Here is an 18,999-nt window from a genome sequence, read left to right on the forward strand (position 1 = left end):
CACGTGTCGATGGCCCCGGCCGCCGGCAAGCGCCTGTGGGAAATGGCCGAGAACACCCGGGGGATCCTCGCGGTGGAATGGCTGGCGGCGGCCCAGGGGTTGGATCTGCGCGACGGCCTGAAGAGCTCGCCGGCGCTGGAGCAGGCCCGCGCGGCCCTGCGCGCCGAGGTGCCGTTCTACGAGAAGGACCGTTTCTTCGCGCCGGACATCGATGCGGCGACCGGGCTGCTGGCGTCGCGGTGCCTGAGCGCGTTGGTGCCGGCGAAGCTGCTGCCGAGCCTGTAAGGGCCTCATCGCTGGCAAGCCAGCTCCCACAGGTTCTGTGCAGTCCCCTGTGGGAGCTGGCTTGCCAGCGAAACGATTTTGAACAAGACGAGGACTTGGGATGAAAACCCTCTGGCAACACTGCCACGTCGCGACCATGGCGCAGGGCGCCTACTCGATCATCGAGGACGCGGCCATTGTGACGTCCGGTGCGCTCATCGAGTGGATCGGCCCGCGCCATCAATTGCCGGCGGGCGAATACCCGGCGGTCAACGACTTGCAGGGCGCGTGGGTCACCCCCGGCCTGATCGACTGCCACACCCACACCGTGTTCGGCGGCAACCGCAGCGGCGAGTTCGAGAAGCGCCTGCAAGGCGTCAGCTACGCCGAGATCGCCGCCCAGGGCGGCGGCATCGCCAGCACCGTGCGCGCCACTCGCGAGGCGTCCGAGGACGAACTGTTCGCCAGCGCCGCCAAGCGTCTGCGCAGCCTGATGCGCGACGGCGTGACCACGGTCGAAATGAAGTCCGGCTACGGCCTGGACCTGGCCAGCGAGCGCAAGATCCTGCGGGTCATCCGGCGCCTGGCCGACGAGCTGCCGGTCAGCGTGCGCAGCACCTGCCTGGCCGCCCATGCGTTGCCGCCGGAATACGCCGACCGTGCCGACGCCTACATCGATCACATCTGCGCCGAGATGCTGCCGGCGCTGGCGGCCGAAGGGCTGGTGGACGCCGTGGACGCGTTCTGCGAATACCTGGCCTTCTCGCCGGAGCAAGTCGAACGGGTCTTCGTCGTCGCGCAAAAACTCGGCCTGCCGGTGAAGCTGCACGCCGAACAGCTGTCGTCGCTGCACGGCTCCAGCCTGGCGGCGCGCTACCGCGCCCTGTCCGCCGATCACCTGGAATTCATGACCGAAGAGGACGCCATCGCCATGGCCGAAGCCGACACGGTCGCGGTATTGCTGCCGGGAGCGTTCTACTTCCTGCGCGAAACCCAGTTGCCGCCGATGGATGCCCTGCGCAAGCACAAGGTGAAGATCGCCGTCGCCAGCGACCTCAACCCCGGCACCTCGCCGGCGCTGTCGCTGCGCCTGATGCTGAACATGGCCTGCACCTGTTTCCGCATGACCCCGGAAGAGGCCCTGGCCGGTGCGACGATCCATGCGGCCCAGGCACTGGGCATGGCCGCCACCCACGGCTCGCTGGAAGTCGGCAAGGTCGCGGATTTCGTCGCCTGGCAGATCGACCGGCCGGCGGACCTGGCCTACTGGCTGGGCGGCGAACTGGACAAACGCGTCGTGCGTCACGGCGTCGAATCAAGCCTGTAGGAGAGCGGTTGTGGATAAGGTTCTGAACTTCAAACAAGGCCGCGTGCCGCTGCTGATCAGCATGCCCCACGCCGGCGTGCGCCTGACGCCGGCGGTCGAGGCCGGGCTGATCCCGGCGGCGAAAAGCCTGCCGGACACCGACTGGCACATCCCGCAGCTGTACGACTTCGCCCAGGAACTGGGCGCCAGCACGTTGGCTGCCGAGTATTCGCGGTTCGTCATCGACCTCAACCGGCCATCCGACGACAAGCCGCTGTATGCGGGGGCGACCACCGGTCTGTACCCGGCCACCCTGTTCGACGGCATTCCGCTGTTCCAGGAAGGGCTGGAGCCTTCGAAAGCGGAGCGTGCGACCTATCTGCAACAGATCTGGACGCCGTACCACCGCACCCTGCAGCAAGAGCTGGCGCGGCTGAAGGCCGAGTTCGGCTACGCGCTGCTGTTCGACGCACACTCGATCCGCTCGGTGATCCCGCACCTGTTCGACGGCAAGTTGCCGGACTTCAACCTCGGCACCTTCAACGGCGCCAGCTGCGATCCGCAGCTGGCCACGCAGTTGGAAGCCATCTGCGCCCGCCACGGCGACTACAGCCATGTGCTCAACGGTCGCTTCAAGGGCGGTCACATCACCCGTCACTACGGCAACCCGGACGAGCACATCCACGCCGTGCAGCTGGAGCTGGGCCAGTGCACCTACATGGAAGAGTTCGAACCGTTCCGCTACCGCGCCGACCTGGCGGAGCCGACGCGAGGGGTGCTCAAGGAACTGCTGCAAGGCCTGCTGGGCTGGGCGCAGGGCCGTTACGCAGCGTAACGGCTGATCCAAATCCTTGTGGGAGCGGGCCTGCTCGCGAAGGCGTCGTGTCAGACGACATCCTGGTTGAATGACACACCGCTTTCGCGAGCAGGCTCGCGCCTACAGTGTTCGGCGGGAGCCCTGTGGAAGCCAGCCTGCTGGCGATGGCGTCCGCCCAGGCACCGCAAGACAGTCGCCCCAGTGCAAATCCCGGTCGCCACAGGTCGCTTTTGCGTCCCGTCTGCTGCGTAATGTTTCGGCCACGGTGCATGAAGACACCGATCCGACAATAAAACCGCTGCCGCACGAGACGACCCCATGAAAAGACTGTTCACTCGTTGTGCGTTAATCCTCGCGAGCAGTGCCCTGCTCAGCGCCCCTGTCCTGGCCAATGACGACCCCTCCTGCAAAACCGTGCGCATGGGCGTGGTCAACTGGACCGACGTGATCGCCACCAGCGGCATGGCCGACGTGCTGCTCAACGGCCTGGGCTACGAAAGCAAGCAGACCAGCGCCGTGCAGCAGATCATCTTCGCGGGCATCCGCGACAAACGCCTCGACATCTTCCTGGGGTACTGGAAACCGGCGATGGACAACAACATCGCGCCGTTCCTGGCGGCCAAACAGGTCAAGGTCATGGACACGCCGAGCCTGGCCGATGCCCAGGCCACCCTGGCGGTGCCGGACTATGTCGCCGAGGCGGGCCTCAGGACCTTCGCCGACATCGCGAAATTCAAGGACCGGCTGGGCGGCAAGATCTACGGCATCGAACCCGGCAGCGGCGCCAACACCACGATCAAGACCATGATCGACACCGACCGCTTCGGCCTGAAGGACTTCAAGATCGTCGAGTCCGGCGAGGCCGGCATGCTCGCCGCTGTGCAGCGGGCGGTGAACCGCAAGGAATTCGTGGTGTTCGTCGGCTGGACCCCGCACCCGATGAACATCAACATGAAGATCACCTACCTGACCGGCAGCGAAGACGTCTACGGCCCCAACGAAGGCGCCGCGACCGTGTCGAGCGTGACGGCCCCGGACTACGCCGAGCGGTGCCCCAACGTCTACCGGCTGCTGGAGAACCTGACCTTCACCGCCGCTCAGGAAAGCCAGTTGATGGTGCCGATCATGGAGCGCAAGACACCCCAGGAAGTGGCGAAGAAGTGGCTGCGCGAACATCCCGAGGACTTGCAGCGCTGGCTGGCGGGGGTCAGCAGCTTCGACGGCAAGGACGGCGTGGCCACGGTGCAGGCCAGCCTGAAGCAGTGACACTGCCTTGTGGCGAGGGAGCAAGCTGCCTCGCCACTTCCAACTGACGCCGTCGGATCGAAATGACATGGTTCCCTATCCGCTTTCCGCCGAAATGGCCGCATTCGTCGCCGAAACCCTGAGCCATACCGCAGAGGACTCCAGCCTGACCGGACTGCGCAAGGCCTACGACAGCATGTGCCGGGCGTTCACCCCGGCCCGTCCGCAAGGGCTGGCGGTGGAGGACTTTACGCTGAACGGCGTGCCGGTCAGGTCCTACCTGCCGCCCCGCGCGCCGCCGGCTGAGGGCTGGCCGTGCGTGCTGTACCTGCACGGCGGCGGGTGGGTGGTCGGCGGCCTGGATTCCCACGACTTCATCTGCTTCGAACTGGCGATGCAGCTGGAAGCGAGGGTGGTGGCGGTGGACTACCGGTTGGCGCCGGAGCATCCGTTCCCCGCCGGGTTCGACGATTGCCTGAGCGTCTGGCGCGGCTTGCGCGGTGCCGGGCTGGCACTGGATCCGCAGCGCCTGCTGGTGGCCGGCGACAGCGCCGGCGGCAACCTCGCCGCCGCGTTGTGCCTGGCCCTGCGCGATGCCGGCGAGCCGCTGCCGGTGGCCCAGGTGCTGATCTATCCGGGGCTCGGCGGCGATGACCGGTTGCCGTCGCGCAGCGAATGCGCCGATGCGCCGCTGCTCACAGCCAGCGACGTCGATTGCTACCACACGCTGTACCTGCGCGGCAGCCGTCAACCCGAAGCTTGCGCCATGCCGCTGCTGGCGCAGGACCTCGGCCGCTTGCCGCCGGCCTGGATCGCCGTGGCCGAGTTCGATCCGCTGCGCGACGATGGCGTGCGCTACGCCGAGCGGCTGGCCGCTGACGGCGGCGAGGCCGACCTCTACTATGGCGAAGGGCTGGTGCACGGTTGCCTGCGCGGCCGTGGGCGGGTGCCCGAGGTGGACCGTCTGTACGACAGCCTGCTGAGGTTCATGGCTGACAAATTGTGACTGCGAGCGGGCATGCTCATTGACGTGAATCGGGTTTATGATGCCGGACGGCAGAATAATAGAAGTCCCCCCAGGGATGACCTCGACCCCTTACGGAGCGCGCAATGCAGACTTTGTTTCCGCAGATCAAACCCCATGCCCGGCACGATCTGGCCGTCGATGGAACCCACACGCTGTACGTCGATGAAAGCGGCTCGCCCGAAGGCCTGCCGGTGGTGTTCATCCACGGCGGCCCCGGCGCCGGTTGCGACGCCCAGAGCCGCCGCTACTTCGACCCGAACCTGTACCGCATCGTCACCTTCGACCAGCGCGGCTGCGGACGCTCCACCCCCCACGCCAGCCTGGAGAACAACACCACCTGGGATCTGGTCGAGGACCTGGAGCGCATCCGCAAGCACCTGGGCATCGACAAGTGGGTGCTGTTCGGCGGCTCCTGGGGCTCGACCCTGGCGCTGGCCTACGCCCAGACCCATCCGGAGCGGGTGCACGGGCTGATCCTGCGCGGGATCTTCCTCTGCCGTCCGCAGGAGATCGAGTGGTTCTACCAGGCCGGCGCCAGCCGCCTGTTCCCCGACTACTGGCAGGACTACATCGCGCCGATCCCGCCGGAGGAGCGCGACGACCTGCTCGGCGCCTTCCACAAGCGCCTGACCGGCAACGACCAGATCGCCCAGATGCACGCCGCCAAGGCCTGGTCGATCTGGGAAGGGCGCACCGCGACCCTGCGGCCGAACCCGCTGGTGGTCGACCGCTTCTCCGAGCCGCAGCGCGCGCTGTCCATCGCCCGGATCGAATGCCATTACTTCACCAACAACGCCTTCCTCGAACCGAACCAGCTGATCCGCGACATGGGCAAGATCGCCCACCTGCCGGGCGTGATCATCCATGGCCGCTACGACGTGATCTGCCCGCTGGACAACGCCTGGGAACTGCACCAGGCCTGGCCGAACAGCGAACTGCAGGTGATCCGCGACGCCGGCCACGCCGCGTCGGAACCGGGCATCACCGATGCGCTGGTGCGTGCCGCGAGCAAGATGGCGCGCCGCCTGCTCGACCTGCCGCCCGAAGAAGCATGAAGGGGCTGCTGCAGCGCGTGAAAGGCGCGCGGGTCGACGTGGCGGGGGAGACGGTCGGCTCGATCGACCAGGGGCTGCTGGTGCTGGTGGCGGTCGAACCCGACGACACGCGGGCCAGCGCCGACAAACTTCTGCATAAGCTGCTTAACTATCGGGTATTCAGTGACGCCGAGGGCAAGATGAACCTGTCCTTGGCGGATGTGGGCGGCGGGCTGCTGCTGGTCTCTCAGTTCACCCTCGCCGCCGACACCCGAAGCGGGTTGCGCCCGAGTTTCTCGACCGCGGCCCCTCCGGCCCTGGGCGAGGAGCTGTTCGACTATCTATTGGGCAAAGCGAAACAGGTGCATGGCACTGTGGCATCAGGTAGATTCGGCGCGGATATGCAGGTGCACCTGGTCAACGATGGCCCGGTGACGTTTCTGTTACAGACATGAAAGCCCTTGAAACATCATTTCAAGGGCTTTTCGACTGAAAACAGGGAATTTTCGCGATAAATACTTTGTTGCCCCTGATGCGTTGTCACTCGGGCTACTAGATAATCGCGCGCTATGGGGATCAGCGTTCGTTGATCCATTTTGACTTAGGTAGAGACTTGGACGGATCCGATTGGGGAATCATTTTGCCCCAGCGGAGTCGGAACAATGCTCGCCAACCTGGCACATAGATAGCTGGCCGTTGGTTTTTTGATCTGTTTTCGGCGAGGGTTGCTCGTGATTGTTAGTCCCTGTAATGCAGCAAGAATGTCTGCCAAACGCATGCGAAGCGCGCTGGTAGCGGGCTCGGCGCTCCTGTGCCTGCTCAGCGCCGGCCAGCTTTGGGCGTTCAATCTGGACGATGTGTCCGCCAAGGCTAAAGAGCTGGCCGGGCAGAAGTTCGAAGCCCCGCGCAGCAACCTGCCGACCGAGTTCCGCGAAATGAAGTTCGCGGACTACCAGAAGATCCGTTTCCGCACCGAAAAGGCTGAGTGGGCCGACCAGAAGACGCCGTTCAAACTGTCCTTCTACCATCAGGGCATGCACTTCGATACGCCGGTGAAAATCAACGAAATCACCGCGAACACCGTCGAAGAGATCAAGTACGACCCGTCCCGCTTCGATTTCGGCGACCTGCAGTTCGATCCGAAGGCCACCGAGCAGCTGGGCTATGCCGGCTTCCGCGTGCTGTACCCGATCAACAAGGCCGACAAGCAAGACGAAATCATGACCATGCTGGGCGCGAGCTACTTCCGCGTCGTCGGCAAGGGCCACACCTACGGCCTGTCGGCCCGTGGCCTGGCCATCGACACCGCCCTGCCGTCGGGCGAAGAGTTCCCGCGCTTTCGCGAGTTCTGGATCCAGCAACCGAAGCCGGGCGACAAGCACCTGGTGATCTTCGCCCTGCTGGACTCGCCGCGCGCCACCGGCGCCTACCGCCTGATCCTGCGTCCGGGCAGCGACACCATCGTCGACGTCAAGGCGCAGATGTTCCTGCGCGACAAGGTCGGCAAGCTCGGCATCGCGCCGCTGACCAGCATGTTCCTGTTCGGCGCCAACCAGCCGTCGAAGGTGCTCAACTACCGTCGCGAGCTGCACGACTCCAGCGGCCTGTCGATCCACGCCGGCAACGGCGAGTGGATCTGGCGTCCGCTGAACAACCCGAAACACCTGGCCGTGAGCAATTTCAGCGTCGAGAACCCGCGCGGTTTCGGCCTGCTGCAGCGTGGCCGCGACTTCAGCCACTACGAAGACCTCGACGACCGCTACGACAAGCGCCCGAGCGCCTGGATCGAGCCGAAGGGCGAGTGGGGCAAGGGCACCGTCGACCTGGTGGAGATTCCGACCGCCGACGAGACCAACGACAACATCGTTGCGTTCTGGAGCCCGGAGAAGATGCCGGAGCCGGGCCAGCCGCTGGACTTCGCCTACCGCATGCACTGGACCATCGACGAAGCCGCGCTGCACGCGCCGGACAGCGCCTGGGTCAACCAGACCCTGCGTTCCACCGGCGACGTGAAGCAGTCCAACCTGATCCGTCAGCCGGACGGCAGCGTCGCCTACCTGGTGGACTTCGAAGGCCCGTCCCTGTCGGCGCTGTCGCCGGACGCGGACGTGCGCAGCCAGGTCAGCGTCGGCGACAACGCCGAACTGGTCGAGAACAGCGTGCGCTACAACCCTGAGACCAAGGGCTGGCGCCTGACCCTGCGCCTGAAGATCAAGGACGCAAGCAAGTCCACCGAGATGCGTGCCGCCCTGGTGCAGCACGTGGTGCCGGCGGACCTGGCCAAGACTTCGGTGCCGGCGTCGAACTCGTCCGTCGCCAAGGCCGACAAGGTCGCCGCCAAGCAACAGGAAAAAGCCGACAAGGAAGCCAAGGCAGCGGAGGCTAAGCAAGCCGACGCCAAGCCTGCGGCAGATGCCAAGGAAAAGGCCAACAAAGACGCCAAGCAGCCAGCGGCTGCCGAAGCGGCCCCAGCCACACCGGAATCGGCCCCGACTGAAGAAGTCCTGACCGAGACCTGGAGCTATCAGTTGCCTGCCGATGAGTAACTCTCAAGTACAGCCGGAAACTCTGTCCGAGTATCTGGCGCATCTGCCGATGACCGACGAGCAGCGCGCGGAACTCGCGGGCTGCCGGTCCTTCAGCGAACTGCATGAACGCCTGTCCTCCAGCACGTTCGGTGCCCCTGCCGAAGCCGCCCAGGCTTCGGTGGGCCAGCGCCTGGCCCTGAGCACCGCCGAAGAGCTGCAGGACGCGGAAATGCTGGCGCTCGACGCCAGCGGCCGCGTCTGCCTCAAGGCCGCGCCGCCGATCCGGCGCACCAAGGTCGTGCCGGAGCCATGGCGCACCAACATCCTGGTGCGCGGCTGGCGGCGCCTGACCGGGCGCACCAACCCGCCGCAGCCGCCGAAGGACCAGAACGTGCTGCCGGCGGCCCGCTGGCGCACCGTCGGGTCGATCCGCCGCTACATCCTGCTGCTGCTGATGCTGGGCCAGACCGTCGTCGCCGGCTGGTACATGAAAGGCATCATGCCGTACCAGGGCTGGTCGTTCGTCGACCTGGAAGAGGTCCTGCACCAGCCGCTGCTGCAGACCGCCACGCAAGTGCTGCCGTATGCGCTGCAGACCAGCATCCTGATCATGTTCGGGATCCTGTTCTGCTGGGTGTCGGCCGGTTTCTGGACCGCGCTGATGGGCTTCCTGGAACTGCTCACCGGTCACGACAAGTACCGGATCTCCGGCAAGAGCGCCGGCAACGAGCCGATTCCCAAGGACGCCCGCACCGCACTGGTGATGCCGATCTGCAACGAAGACGTGCCGCGGGTGTTCGCCGGCCTGCGGGCGACGTTCGAGTCGGTCGCCGCCACCGGTGATCTGGACCGCTTCGACTTCTTCGTCCTCAGCGACAGCAACGACACCGACATCTGCGTGGCCGAGCAGCAGGCCTGGCTGGACGTCTGCCGCGAAGCCAAAGGCTTCGGCAAAATCTTCTACCGCCGCCGCCGTCGCCGCGTGAAGCGCAAGAGCGGCAACCTCGACGACTTCTGCCGTCGCTGGGGCGGCGACTACAAGTACATGGTCGTGCTGGACGCCGACTCGGTGATGAGCGGCGAGTGCCTGACCAGCCTGGTGCGTCTGATGGAAGCCACGCCGGACGCCGGGATCATCCAGACCGCGCCGCGGGCTTCGGGCATGGACACCCTCTATGCGCGCATGCAGCAGTTCGCCACCCGCGTGTACGGCCCGCTGTTCACCGCCGGCCTGCACTTCTGGCAGTTGGGCGAATCCCACTACTGGGGCCACAACGCGATCATCCGGATGAAGCCGTTCATCGACCACTGCGCCCTGGCGCCGTTGCCGGGCAAGGGCGCGTTCTCCGGTGCGATCCTGTCCCACGACTTCGTCGAAGCGGCGCTGATGCGCCGGGCCGGCTGGGGCGTGTGGATCGCCTACGACCTGCCGGGCAGCTACGAAGAGCTGCCGCCGAACCTGCTCGACGAGCTCAAGCGCGACCGTCGCTGGTGCCACGGCAACCTGATGAACTTCCGCCTGTTCCTGGTCAAGGGCATGCACCCGGTGCACCGCGCGGTGTTCCTCACCGGCGTGATGTCGTACCTGTCGGCGCCGCTGTGGTTCTTCTTCCTGGTGCTGTCCACCGCGCTGCTGGCGGTGAACACGCTGATGGAGCCGCAGTACTTCCTCGAACCGCGCCAGCTCTACCCGCTGTGGCCGCAGTGGCACCCGGACAAGGCCATCGCCCTGTTCTCGACCACCATCGTGCTGTTGTTCCTGCCCAAGCTCTTGAGCATCATCCTGATCTGGGCCAAGGGTGCCAAGGAGTTCGGCGGCAAGTTCAAGGTGACCGTGTCGATGCTGCTGGAGATGCTGTTCTCCATGCTGCTGGCGCCGGTGCGGATGATCTTCCACACCCGCTTCGTCCTCGCCGCGTTCCTGGGCTGGGCCGCGACCTGGAACTCGCCGCAGCGTGACGACGACTCCACGCCGTGGAGCGAAGCGGTCAAGCGCCACGGCCCGCAGACGCTGCTGGGCTTCTTCTGGGCGCTGCTGGTGATCTGGCTGAACCCGAGCTTCCTGTGGTGGCTGGTGCCGATCGTCGGTTCCCTGATGCTGTCGATCCCGGTGTCGGTGATCTCCAGCCGCGTGGGCCTGGGCCTCAAGTCCCGCGACGAGAGCCTGTTCCTCATCCCTGAGGAATACAATCCGCCGCAGGCGCTGCTGGCCACCGACCAGTACACCCACGAGAACCGCTGGCATGCGCTGAACGACGGTTTCGTCCGCGCCGTGGTCGACCCGCAGCAGAACGCCCTGGCGTGCTCGCTGGCGACGTCCCGTCACGGTCAGGCCGAGCCGATCGAGTGGCTGCGCCAGGAGCGCGTGCGCCATGCGGTCAAGGTCGGCCCCGCCGGGCTGAACAACCACGACCGCCTGCAACTGCTGAGCGACCCGGTGGCCCTGGCCCGCCTGCACGAGCAGGTCTGGAGCGAAGGCCTGGGCGACTGGCTGGACGCCTGGCGGGCGTCGGTGAAAGCCGACCCGCACGCGCCGTTGCTGCCGTTGCGGCCGCCGGTCAGCCTGCAGGCCCAGCCGGCCTGACGAAAGCCCCGCCTCCTGGCGGGGCTTTTTTGTTTGCGCTGCCCGCCTGTCCTTCAGGGCGCGGTGGGAAACCGCTGTCGATTGTTAAACAAATCGTCCATTAACCCTTGTGCAATCGAGCGAGTGCGTTAGCATCCGTCCCCGAATTGGCGCGCCCGGGCGTTCTTGCCTGCTTCTGTCGTTTTCGCGCCGCACATGCAATGGTTTTGGGGACTTGAAGATGAAGAAGTATCTGTCGATGCTGCTGGTCGGCGTCACGGCACTGGTTGCGGTCAATGCGGCGCAGGCCGGCGCCATCGACGACGCGGTCAAGCGCGGTTCGTTGAAGGTCGGCATGGACCCGACCTACATGCCGTTCGAGATGACCAACAAGCGCGGCGAGATCATCGGCTTCGAAGTCGACATCCTCAAGGCCATGACCAAGGCCATGGGCGTCAAGCTGGAGCTGGTGTCCACCGGCTACGACGGGATCATCCCGGCGCTGATGACCGACAAGTTCGACATGATCGGCAGCGGCATGACCCTGACCCAGGAACGCAACCTGCGCCTGAACTTCAGCGAACCGTTCATCGTGGTCGGCCAGACCCTGCTGATCCGCAAGGAGCTGGAAGGCACCGTCAAGTCCTACAAGGACCTGAACACCGCCGACTACCGCATCACCTCCAAGCTCGGCACCACCGGCGAGCTGGTGGCCAAGAAGCTGATCGCCAAGGCCAAGTACCACGGCTACGACAACGAGCAGGAAGCCGTGCTCGACGTGGTCAACGGCAAGGCCGACGCCTTCATCTACGACGCGCCGTACAACGTGGTGGCGGTGAACAAGGTCGGCGCCGGCAAGCTGGTGTTCCTCGACAAGCCGTTCACCTACGAGCCGCTGGCCTTTGGCCTGAAGAAGGGCGACTACGACAGCATCAACTTCATCAACAACTTTCTGCACCAGATCCACGAAGACGGCACCTACGATCGCATCCATGACAAGTGGTTCAAGAGCACCGAGTGGCTCAAGGACATGGAATAACGGTCAGACAGACCGCGTCGCTCCGATCGCCAGCAGGCTGGCTCCCACAGGCGCTGATCCCGTGTGGGAGCCAGCCTGCTGGCGATGGCGGCCTTCCCGGTGACACAACTTTCGGATCCTGCCCAACCCATGAAACACAAGAACGCCCAATGGCCCTGGCACATCCTGACCGTGCTGGTGCTGATCGGCCTGGCCGGTGCGCTGTACTACGCGACGTCGCTGATGTCCTACGAGTGGCGCTGGAACCGCGTGCCGCAGTACTTCGCCTATCAGGCCGAGGAAACCCACCGTGCCGCCGACATCTCCACCGTCAGCGAACTGGTGCGCAAGGGCGGCAGCGCCGAGGTCACCCTGCGCAACGACGCCGGTGACGAGCAGCGCCTGACCGTCGACGAGAACAGCCTGCAGTTCGCCCAGGGCGATGATGTCGCCGAAGGCGACGTGGTGGGCGTCACCCGGCATTGGGCGGCAGGGCCGCTGCTGTGGGGGCTGTGGACGACGCTGTGGCTGTCGGTGGTGTCCGGCGTGCTGGGCCTGCTGATCGGCCTGGCGACGGGGCTGTGCCGCCTCTCGAACAACCCGACCCTGCGCGACCTTTCGACGATCTACGTCGAGCTGGTGCGCGGCACGCCGCTGCTGGTGCAGATCTTCATCTTCTACTTCTTCATCGGCACGGTGATGAACCTGTCCCGGGAGTTCGCCGGGATCGCCGCGCTGTCGCTGTTCACCGGCGCCTATGTGGCCGAGATCATCCGCTCCGGCGTGCAGTCGATCGCCCGCGGCCAGAACGAGGCCGCCCGCTCGCTGGGCCTGAGCGCCGGCCAGTCGATGCGCCATGTGGTGCTGCCGCAGGCGTTCAAGCGCGTGCTGCCGCCGCTGGCCGGGCAGTTCATCAGCCTGGTGAAGGACACCTCGCTGGTGTCGGTGATCGCCATCACCGAACTGCTCAAGAGCGGCCGGGAAGTCATCACCACCTCGTTCTCGCCGTTCGAGATCCTGTTCTGCGTCGCCGGCCTGTACCTGTTGATCAACCTGCCGCTGTCGAAAATCGCCAGCCGGCTCGAGCGGAGGCTCGCGCAAAGTGATTGAAGTCCGCGATCTGGTAAAAGTCTTCGACACCCGCGGCCAGGTGGTGCGTGCGGTGGACAACGTCAGCACCGCCGTCGCCAAGGGCGAAGTGCTGGTGGTGATCGGCCCGTCCGGTTCGGGCAAGTCGACCTTCCTGCGCTGCCTCAACGGCCTGGAGCAGTTCGACTCAGGCTCGGTGAGCATCGACGGCCTGCAACTGGCCGACCCCAAGACCGACATCAACGCCTACCGCCGCGAAGTCGGCATGGTGTTCCAGCATTTCAACCTGTTCCCGCACATGACCGTGCTGGAGAACCTGTGCCTGGCGCAGAAGATCGTGCGCAAGCGCGGGCAGAAAGAAAGCGAGGCCAAGGCCCTGGCGCTGCTGGAGAAGGTCGGCATCGCCCAGAAGGCCCGCGAGTACCCGTCGCGCCTGTCCGGCGGCCAGCAGCAGCGCGTGGCCATCGCCCGGGCGCTGGCGATGGATCCGAAGGTGATGCTGTTCGACGAGCCGACCTCGGCCCTCGACCCGGAAATGGTCGGCGAAGTGCTGGATGTGATGAAGAACCTGGCCGTGGAGGGCATGACCATGGTCTGCGTCACCCACGAAATGGGCTTCGCCCGGGAAGTGGCGGACCGGGTGCTGTTCTTCGATCACGGCAAGCTGCTGGAGGACGCTTCGCCGGAGCAGTTCTTCGCGGCGCCGAAGGATCCGCGTGCGCAGGCCTTCCTGCGTCAGGTCCTCTAACGGCGGCGTCCTTTCGGACGCCATCGCTGGCAAGCCAGCTCCACAGGTTTTCGGTCGACCATAAAGTCTGTGTTCAACTCGGTCACTGTGGGAGGATCCGCGGGCGCAGGCCTTCCTGCGTCAGGTGCTCTAGCGGCGGCGTCCTCTTGGACGCCATCGCTGGCAAGCCAGCTCCCACAGGTTTTCGGTCGACCATAAAGTCTGTGTTCAACTCGGTCACTGTGGGAGCTGGCTTGCCAGCGATGGCATCACCTCGGTCCGCAGTGAACCGAGGTCTATGCATCAGCTCAAACCTTGAACCGCCCCACCAGCGTCTGCAGGTGGGTGCCCAGGCGCGCCAGCTCGACGCTGGAGGCCGCCGTCTCTTCGCTGGCCGCCGAGGTCTGATCCGACACGTCCCGCACGTTCAGCACGCTGCGGTTGATCTCTTCGGCCACGGCGCTCTGCTGCTCGGCCGCCGCCGCGATCTGCTGGTTCATCGCCTGGATCGCCGACACGGTGCGGGTGATGCTGTCCAGCGAGCCGCCGGCGCGGCGGGTCAGTTCCACGCTGCTGTCGGTCAGGGTGCGGCTGTTGTCCATGATCGTCGCCACTTGCTGGGTGCCGTTCTGCAGGCCGACGATCAGCTCTTCGATCTCTTCGGTGGATTTCTGGGTGCGCTGGGCCAGGCTGCGCACTTCGTCCGCCACCACCGCGAAGCCGCGGCCGGCCTCGCCGGCGCGGGCCGCTTCGATGGCGGCGTTGAGGGCCAGCAGGTTGGTCTGCTGGGCCACGGACTTGATCACGTCGAGCACGCTGCCGATCTTGTCGCTTTCGCGCTTGAGCTCGCCCATGGCCTCGGTGGAATGCCCCACCTCGGCGGCCAGGCGCTCGATCTGGGCGATGGCCTCGCCGACCACCTTGTCGCCTTCGCGGGCCTGCTGATCAGCGGCCACGGCGGCCTCGGAGGCTTCCTCTGCGTTGCGCGCGACTTCCTGCACGGTGGCGGCCATTTCGTTCATGGCGGTGGCCACCTGGTCGGTCTCGACCTTTTGATTGTTCACCCCGGCGCTGGTCTGCTCAGTCACGGCCGACAGTTCTTCGGCGGCGCTGGCGATCTGGGTGACGCCGTCGCTGATGCCGCCGATCAGTTCGCGCAGGCCCTGGTTCATGCTCTGCATCGAGCGCTGCAGTTGGCCCAGTTCGTCGCGGCGCTGGGACACCAGGTTATGGGTGAGGTCGCCGGCGGCCACGCGCTCGGCGACCTTGAGGGTCTGGTTCAGTGGAATGATGATCTGTCGGGTGATCGCCCAGGCGGCCAGCAGGCCGAAGGCCACGGCCAGCAGGGTGGCGATCAGCAGTTGGTTCTTGGCGGCGGCGGCGTCGGTGTCGCGCACGAGGGTCTGCGACTCGGTGAGCTTCTTGCTGACGTCGAGCAGGATGTCGCCCTGGGCCGCCATGCGCGCCAGCGCCTTGGCGCTGGCCACCTGGGAGTCGCGGAACTGGCTGACCGCCGCGCGGTAGGCCTTGAGCGATTCGGTGGCCTGCTGCAGGTTGGCGATGTGCTGTTCCGGCAGTTTGGCCGGCAGGCTTTCGAGGTTCTTCAGGGCGTTGTCGATGGCGTCCAATGCCGGCTGCTCGGCTTCGGCCTTGCCGCTGTAGGTGTAGCCGCGCACCTGGAAGCGCGCCTGCTGGATCAGCTTGCTGAGCTCGATCACCGCGTTGAATTGGGCGACGCTGTCGCCCTGCAGCATCGATTTCTCGACTTCGGCCACCCGGGCCACGGCGTTGTCGGCGGTGGCGCCGAGCTTGCCGCGGGCGTCTTCGCGCAGGGCGGTGGCTTGGGTCATGTCGGCGAAGGCGCGCTTGTACTCGGCCACGGCGGCCAGCTGCTGGTCGATCATCGCCACGTCGGCCGGTTGCTCGATCAGTCCGCGGGCGGTCTGCAGGCCGCTGTCGAGCTTGCCGAGCAGGTCGTTGACGGCGCCGGGGCCTTGTTCGCCGCGGCGCATCTCATAGTCCAGGCGGGCCAGGCGCAGGTCCTTGGTCAGCTCGTTCAGGCTGGAGATGAAGCCGAGCTTGTCGCCCCGGCTGATGATGCCGCTCATGCCGGTCCAGCCGGTCACGGTGATCAGCAAGGTCAGCAGCAGCACCAGGCCGAAGCCGATGCCCAGCTTGCGTTTGACGCTGACGTTTCCAAGATTCTCGGCTAACCAACGGTACATGCGACGACTCCCCTCGGACCACTAATTGGACTTGTGGAGAGTGTATCGGCGGCGTGATGGCATTCTGTAACGCGATTTGTCCGCAGCGAGGGATCCTGGGGTGAGGGCGCTTGTTCCCTCACCACGGGCTTGAGCGGTTTGCGGCCGTCAGAACAGCCGGGCGAGCAGGGCGGTGACGGCGGTTTCGACCCGCAGGATGCGGTCGCCCAGTTGCACCGGTTGCAGCCCGGCCTTGTTCAGCAGGTCGATTTCGTAGGGGATCCAGCCGCCTTCCGGGCCGATGGCCAGGGTGACCGGCTCGCTGAGCGCGCGGGGGCAGGGCGGGAAATCGCCTGGATGGCCCACCAGGCCGAGGGTGCCGTCGGCGATCGCCGGTAGCCGATCCTCGACGAACGGCTTGAAGCGCTTTTCGATGATGACCTGCGGCAACACGGTGTCCCGGGCCTGTTCGAGGCCCAGGATCAATTGTTCGCGGATCGCGTCGGGTTCCAGGAACGGGGTCTGCCAGAAGCTTTTCTCGACCCGGTAGCTGTTGACCAGGATCACCTTGGGCACGCCCATGGTCGCCACGGTCTGGAACACCCGGCGCAGCATCTTCGGCCGGGGCAGGGCCAGCACCAGGGTCAGCGGCAGCTTGGCCGGCGGCGGCTGGTCGAGGCTGATCTGCAGCTCCGCCTCATTGGCGTCCAGGCGCAGCACCTGCGCCGAGCCCATCAGCCCGCCGATGCGCCCCACCCGCAGGCTGTCGCCGACTTCCGAACGGTGGACCTCCTGCATGTGGGTCAGGCGGCGGTCGCGCAGCACGACGCGGTCGGCCGCAATGAAATCGGCCTCTTCGAGCAGCAGCAGGTTCATGGCTGGGTCGCTGGCGGCTGGTCGTTGTGGTCGTCGGCGGTCTCGTCCGGGCGTTCGCGCTTGCTCACCAGGCTGCCGAACAGGATGCCGACCTCGAACAGCATCCACATCGGCACGGCCAACAGGGTCTGGGAGAAGATGTCCGGCGGGGTGAGGATCATGCCGACCACGAAGCAGCCGATGATCACGTACGGGCGGATCTTCTTCAGGTACTTGACGTCGACCACGCCGATCCACACCAGCAGCACCACGGCCACCGGGATCTCGAACGCCACGCCGAAGGCGAAGAACAGCGTCATGACGAAATCGAGGTAGCTGGTGATGTCGGTCATCATCTCGACGCCGGCCGGGGTGGCCGAGGCGAAGAACTTGAAGATCAGCGGGAACACGAAGAAGTAGGCGAACGCCATGCCGGTGTAGAACAGCAGGATGCTGGAGATCAGCAGCGGCACCGCGACGCGTTTCTCATGCTTGTACAGGCCCGGCGCGATGAAGCCCCAGATCTGGTGCAGGATCACCGGGATCGCCAGGAACAGCGAGACCATCATCGTCAGCTTCAGGGGCGTCAGGAACGGCGACGACACGTCGGTGGCGATCATCGTCGCGCCGGCCGGCAGGTACTGGCGCAGCGGCGTCGAGACGAAGGTGTAGATCTGCTGGGTGAAGGCGAACAGCCCGGCGAAGATGATGAAGATCGCCGCGACGCAACGCAGCAGACGGGTGCGCAACTCGGTGAGGTGCGAAACCAGCGGCATGTGCTGGTCGTTTTCGGGGAGATCGCTCATGGGGCTCGCGGTGGCAATGTCGGGTCGTGAGGGGCCGGCGCGGTCGGCGCGGCAGCTGGGGCAACGGGTTCGGCCGGGGCCGCTGCGGCGGCCGGCGCGGGTTCGGCTGGCGCTGGCGCAGGGGCCGCAGGTGTCGGCGCCGCAGGGCTGTGGATCGTCTGCCCGCCCACGTGCTCGACCGGCGTCGGTTCCTGCTGGACCGGCGTGAGGATCTTGCGGGCCTCCTGCTCCAGGGACAGGATGTGCTCGTTGTGCAGTTGCCGGCGGATTTCGTCGGCACCGATCTCACGTTCAACTTCCTGTTTGATCGCGTTGAAGCTGCGCTTCAGGCGCCCGACCCACAGGCCGGCGGTGCGCGCAGCGCCCGGCAGGCGCTCGGGGCCCAGCACCAGCAGGGCGACGAGGCCGACGAGCAGCAGTTCAGAGAAGCTGATACCAAACATTAGTCAGTGCTCACACGTCTTTGCGGATCGGCTCTTCGACCTTCTGCGCCTGCACGTCGATGGTGTGCGGCGGGTTGGCCTGGGCGGTGGCTTGCGGCTGCACCGGCGGCACCGGTTGGGCAGGCGCGGCGCCCGGGTCGGCCGGTTTCTCGTCGTCGTTCATGGCCTTGCGAAAGCCCTTGATCGATTCGCCGACGTCGGTGCCCAGGTTCTTCAGTTTCTTGGTGCCGAACACCAGCACCACGACCACCAGAATGACGATCCAGTGTTTCCAGTCAAAAATGCCCATCTTGCAGCTCCTCTCTAATTGGTTTTCAGGCGGACGGACGCGAGGCTTTCTCGGCGTGTCCGGACAGGCCGAAGCGACGGTCCAGCTCATCCAGCACGGCCTGCGGATGCTGCCCCAGCTGGGCGAGCATGACCAGGCTGTGGAACCACAGGTCGGCGGTCTCGTAGATCACGTCGCTGCAGTCGCCGCTGACGGCGGCGTCCTTGGCGGCGATGATGGTCTCCACCGACTCTTCGCCGACCTTCTCCAGAATCTTGTTCAGGCCCTTGTGGTACAGGCTGGCGACATACGAGGTGTCGGCGGCCGCGCCCTTGCGCTCTTCGAGCACCTGGGCGAGGCGGGTCAGGGTGTCACTCATGTGTGTGTCCTGCGGCGGAATAGATGGCGTGCGGGTCTTTCAGGACCGGGTCGACCGTTTTCCAGTCGCCGTTCTCGAAGACGCGGTAGAAGCAGCTCTGACGGCCGGTATGGCAGGCGATGTCGCCGATCTGCTCGACCATCAGGATGATCACGTCGGCGTCGCAGTCCAGGCGCATCTCGTGCAGGGTCTGCACATGGCCGGACTCCTCTCCCTTGCGCCACAGCTTGCCACGGGAACGTGACCAGTAGATTGCACGGTTTTCCGCGGCGGTCAGCTCGAGCGCCTCGCGGTTCATCCAGGCCATCATCAGCACGCGTCCGGTCTTGTGATCCTGGGCGATCGCCGGCACCAGGCCATCGGCGTCCCACTTGATCTCGTCCAGCCAGTTTTTCATCTTCGACTCCGACAGCGAACCCCACGCTT

General features: G+C 65.7%; 19 protein-coding genes and 1 pseudogene. 12 read left to right on the forward strand and 8 right to left on the reverse strand.

The genetic code is table 11. The annotated features are described in order from the left end of the window. The 12 genes from CAG29_RS20320 to CAG29_RS20375 all read left to right on the forward strand — a co-directional run. Positions 1-285: aromatic amino acid lyase (locus CAG29_RS20320; RefSeq protein ID WP_170930459.1), on the forward strand; the 285-nt coding region annotated here is incomplete at its 5' end. Between the two features lie 100 nt (positions 286-385). Continuing rightward, positions 386-1,591, forward strand: coding sequence for an imidazolonepropionase (gene hutI, locus CAG29_RS20325; RefSeq protein WP_085631085.1), 1,206 nt, complete (start codon positions 386-388; stop codon positions 1,589-1,591). Between the two features lie 10 nt (positions 1,592-1,601). After that, positions 1,602-2,405 (forward strand): N-formylglutamate deformylase, encoded by an 804-nt coding sequence (gene hutG / locus CAG29_RS20330; protein WP_085695046.1) that lies wholly within the window; start codon positions 1,602-1,604, stop codon positions 2,403-2,405. 300 nt (positions 2,406-2,705) lie between these two features. Further along, the gene (locus CAG29_RS20335) at positions 2,706-3,653 is read left to right on the forward strand and encodes a choline ABC transporter substrate-binding protein (protein WP_085631081.1); all 948 of its coding nucleotides are present in this window, start codon (positions 2,706-2,708) and stop codon (positions 3,651-3,653) included. A 67-nt stretch (positions 3,654-3,720) separates the two neighbouring features. Continuing rightward, the gene (locus tag CAG29_RS20340; protein WP_085695047.1) at positions 3,721-4,638 is read left to right on the forward strand and encodes an alpha/beta hydrolase; all 918 of its coding nucleotides are present in this window, start codon (positions 3,721-3,723) and stop codon (positions 4,636-4,638) included. Positions 4,639-4,742: 104 nt separating this feature from the next. After that, entirely contained in the window at positions 4,743-5,714 is a 972-nt protein-coding gene (gene pip / locus CAG29_RS20345) for a prolyl aminopeptidase (RefSeq protein WP_085585491.1), read from the forward strand. Further along, a complete protein-coding gene (gene dtd / locus CAG29_RS20350) occupies positions 5,711-6,148 on the forward strand; it encodes a D-aminoacyl-tRNA deacylase (protein WP_085585489.1) in 438 nt (145 codons plus the stop codon). The genes pip and dtd overlap by 4 nt, the downstream gene beginning before the upstream one ends. A gap of 306 nt (positions 6,149-6,454) precedes the next feature. Beyond that, a complete protein-coding gene (locus CAG29_RS20355; protein ID WP_371856121.1) occupies positions 6,455-8,239 on the forward strand; it encodes a glucan biosynthesis protein G in 1,785 nt (594 codons plus the stop codon). Beyond that, positions 8,232-10,805, forward strand: a complete 2,574-nt coding sequence (gene mdoH, locus CAG29_RS20360) for a glucans biosynthesis glucosyltransferase MdoH (RefSeq protein ID WP_085631077.1) — start codon at positions 8,232-8,234, stop codon at positions 10,803-10,805. Before CAG29_RS20355 ends, mdoH begins: the two co-directional genes overlap by 8 nt. 220 nt (positions 10,806-11,025) lie before the next feature. Beyond that, complete coding sequence (locus tag CAG29_RS20365; protein ID WP_085585485.1) at positions 11,026-11,823, forward strand: transporter substrate-binding domain-containing protein; 798 nt, start codon at positions 11,026-11,028, stop codon at positions 11,821-11,823. 129 nt (positions 11,824-11,952) lie between these two features. Continuing rightward, entirely contained in the window at positions 11,953-12,912 is a 960-nt protein-coding gene (locus tag CAG29_RS20370) for an amino acid ABC transporter permease (protein ID WP_085656850.1), read from the forward strand. Then, complete coding sequence (locus tag CAG29_RS20375; RefSeq protein ID WP_085585481.1) at positions 12,905-13,639, forward strand: amino acid ABC transporter ATP-binding protein; 735 nt, start codon at positions 12,905-12,907, stop codon at positions 13,637-13,639. The genes CAG29_RS20370 and CAG29_RS20375 overlap by 8 nt, the downstream gene beginning before the upstream one ends. A gap of 287 nt (positions 13,640-13,926) precedes the next feature. Here CAG29_RS20375 and CAG29_RS29125 read toward each other — a convergent pair whose 3' ends face one another. From CAG29_RS29125 to hisI, 8 genes and pseudogenes are all read right to left on the reverse strand, one after another. Beyond that, positions 13,927-14,799 (reverse strand): methyl-accepting chemotaxis protein, encoded by an 873-nt coding sequence (locus CAG29_RS29125; protein ID WP_371857106.1) that lies wholly within the window; start codon positions 14,797-14,799, stop codon positions 13,927-13,929. Between the two features lie 42 nt (positions 14,800-14,841). Beyond that, positions 14,842-15,843 (reverse strand): annotated as a pseudogene (locus CAG29_RS29130) (methyl-accepting chemotaxis protein); the annotation flags it as partial. 147 nt (positions 15,844-15,990) lie between these two features. After that, positions 15,991-16,698 carry a 16S rRNA (uracil(1498)-N(3))-methyltransferase gene (locus CAG29_RS20385; RefSeq protein ID WP_085695048.1) on the reverse strand — a complete coding sequence of 236 codons (708 nt, stop codon included), beginning with the start codon at positions 16,696-16,698 and terminating at the stop codon, positions 15,991-15,993. Further along, positions 16,695-17,483: a twin-arginine translocase subunit TatC gene (tatC, locus tag CAG29_RS20390; RefSeq protein ID WP_085585475.1), complete on the reverse strand. Its 789-nt coding sequence runs from the start codon at positions 17,481-17,483 to the stop codon at positions 16,695-16,697. The genes CAG29_RS20385 and tatC overlap by 4 nt, the downstream gene beginning before the upstream one ends. Further along, positions 17,480-17,926 (reverse strand): Sec-independent protein translocase protein TatB, encoded by a 447-nt coding sequence (gene tatB, locus CAG29_RS20395; protein ID WP_085695049.1) that lies wholly within the window; start codon positions 17,924-17,926, stop codon positions 17,480-17,482. Before tatB ends, tatC begins: the two co-directional genes overlap by 4 nt. Positions 17,927-17,936: 10 nt before the next feature. Beyond that, positions 17,937-18,215 (reverse strand): twin-arginine translocase TatA/TatE family subunit, encoded by a 279-nt coding sequence (locus tag CAG29_RS20400; RefSeq protein WP_085585471.1) that lies wholly within the window; start codon positions 18,213-18,215, stop codon positions 17,937-17,939. A gap of 25 nt (positions 18,216-18,240) precedes the next feature. Beyond that, positions 18,241-18,573, reverse strand: coding sequence for a phosphoribosyl-ATP diphosphatase (locus CAG29_RS20405; protein WP_085585469.1), 333 nt, complete (start codon positions 18,571-18,573; stop codon positions 18,241-18,243). Then, positions 18,566-18,970 (reverse strand): phosphoribosyl-AMP cyclohydrolase, encoded by a 405-nt coding sequence (gene hisI, locus CAG29_RS20410; protein ID WP_085585467.1) that lies wholly within the window; start codon positions 18,968-18,970, stop codon positions 18,566-18,568. The genes CAG29_RS20405 and hisI overlap by 8 nt, the downstream gene beginning before the upstream one ends. Positions 18,971-18,999: the final 29 nt, after the last annotated feature.

This window comes from Pseudomonas sp. B7(2017) (genome assembly GCF_002112745.1).
GTDB lineage: Bacteria > Pseudomonadota > Gammaproteobacteria > Pseudomonadales > Pseudomonadaceae > Aquipseudomonas > Aquipseudomonas ekonensis.

Excerpts from the sequence above, each read along its gene's own strand:
- hutI (WP_085631085.1), top strand. The coding sequence starts at position 386 with ATGAAAACCCTCTGGCAACACTGCCACGTCGCGACCATGGCGCAGGGC.
- CAG29_RS20335 (WP_085631081.1), top strand. The coding sequence starts at position 2,706 with ATGAAAAGACTGTTCACTCGTTGTGCGTTAATCCTCGCGAGCAGTGCC.
- CAG29_RS20340 (WP_085695047.1), top strand. The coding sequence starts at position 3,721 with ATGGTTCCCTATCCGCTTTCCGCCGAAATGGCCGCATTCGTCGCCGAA.
- pip (WP_085585491.1), top strand. The coding sequence starts at position 4,743 with ATGCAGACTTTGTTTCCGCAGATCAAACCCCATGCCCGGCACGATCTG.
- dtd (WP_085585489.1), top strand. The coding sequence starts at position 5,711 with ATGAAGGGGCTGCTGCAGCGCGTGAAAGGCGCGCGGGTCGACGTGGCG.
- CAG29_RS20355 (WP_371856121.1), top strand. The coding sequence starts at position 6,455 with ATGTCTGCCAAACGCATGCGAAGCGCGCTGGTAGCGGGCTCGGCGCTC.
- mdoH (WP_085631077.1), top strand. The coding sequence starts at position 8,232 with ATGAGTAACTCTCAAGTACAGCCGGAAACTCTGTCCGAGTATCTGGCG.
- CAG29_RS20365 (WP_085585485.1), top strand. The coding sequence starts at position 11,026 with ATGAAGAAGTATCTGTCGATGCTGCTGGTCGGCGTCACGGCACTGGTT.
- CAG29_RS20370 (WP_085656850.1), top strand. The coding sequence starts at position 11,953 with ATGAAACACAAGAACGCCCAATGGCCCTGGCACATCCTGACCGTGCTG.
- CAG29_RS29125 (WP_371857106.1), bottom strand. The coding sequence starts at position 14,799 with ATGCAGAGCATGAACCAGGGCCTGCGCGAACTGATCGGCGGCATCAGC.
- CAG29_RS20385 (WP_085695048.1), bottom strand. The coding sequence starts at position 16,698 with ATGAACCTGCTGCTGCTCGAAGAGGCCGATTTCATTGCGGCCGACCGC.
- tatC (WP_085585475.1), bottom strand. The coding sequence starts at position 17,483 with ATGAGCGATCTCCCCGAAAACGACCAGCACATGCCGCTGGTTTCGCAC.
- tatB (WP_085695049.1), bottom strand. The coding sequence starts at position 17,926 with ATGTTTGGTATCAGCTTCTCTGAACTGCTGCTCGTCGGCCTCGTCGCC.
- CAG29_RS20400 (WP_085585471.1), bottom strand. The coding sequence starts at position 18,215 with ATGGGCATTTTTGACTGGAAACACTGGATCGTCATTCTGGTGGTCGTG.
- CAG29_RS20405 (WP_085585469.1), bottom strand. The coding sequence starts at position 18,573 with ATGAGTGACACCCTGACCCGCCTCGCCCAGGTGCTCGAAGAGCGCAAG.
- hisI (WP_085585467.1), bottom strand. The coding sequence starts at position 18,970 with ATGAAAAACTGGCTGGACGAGATCAAGTGGGACGCCGATGGCCTGGTG.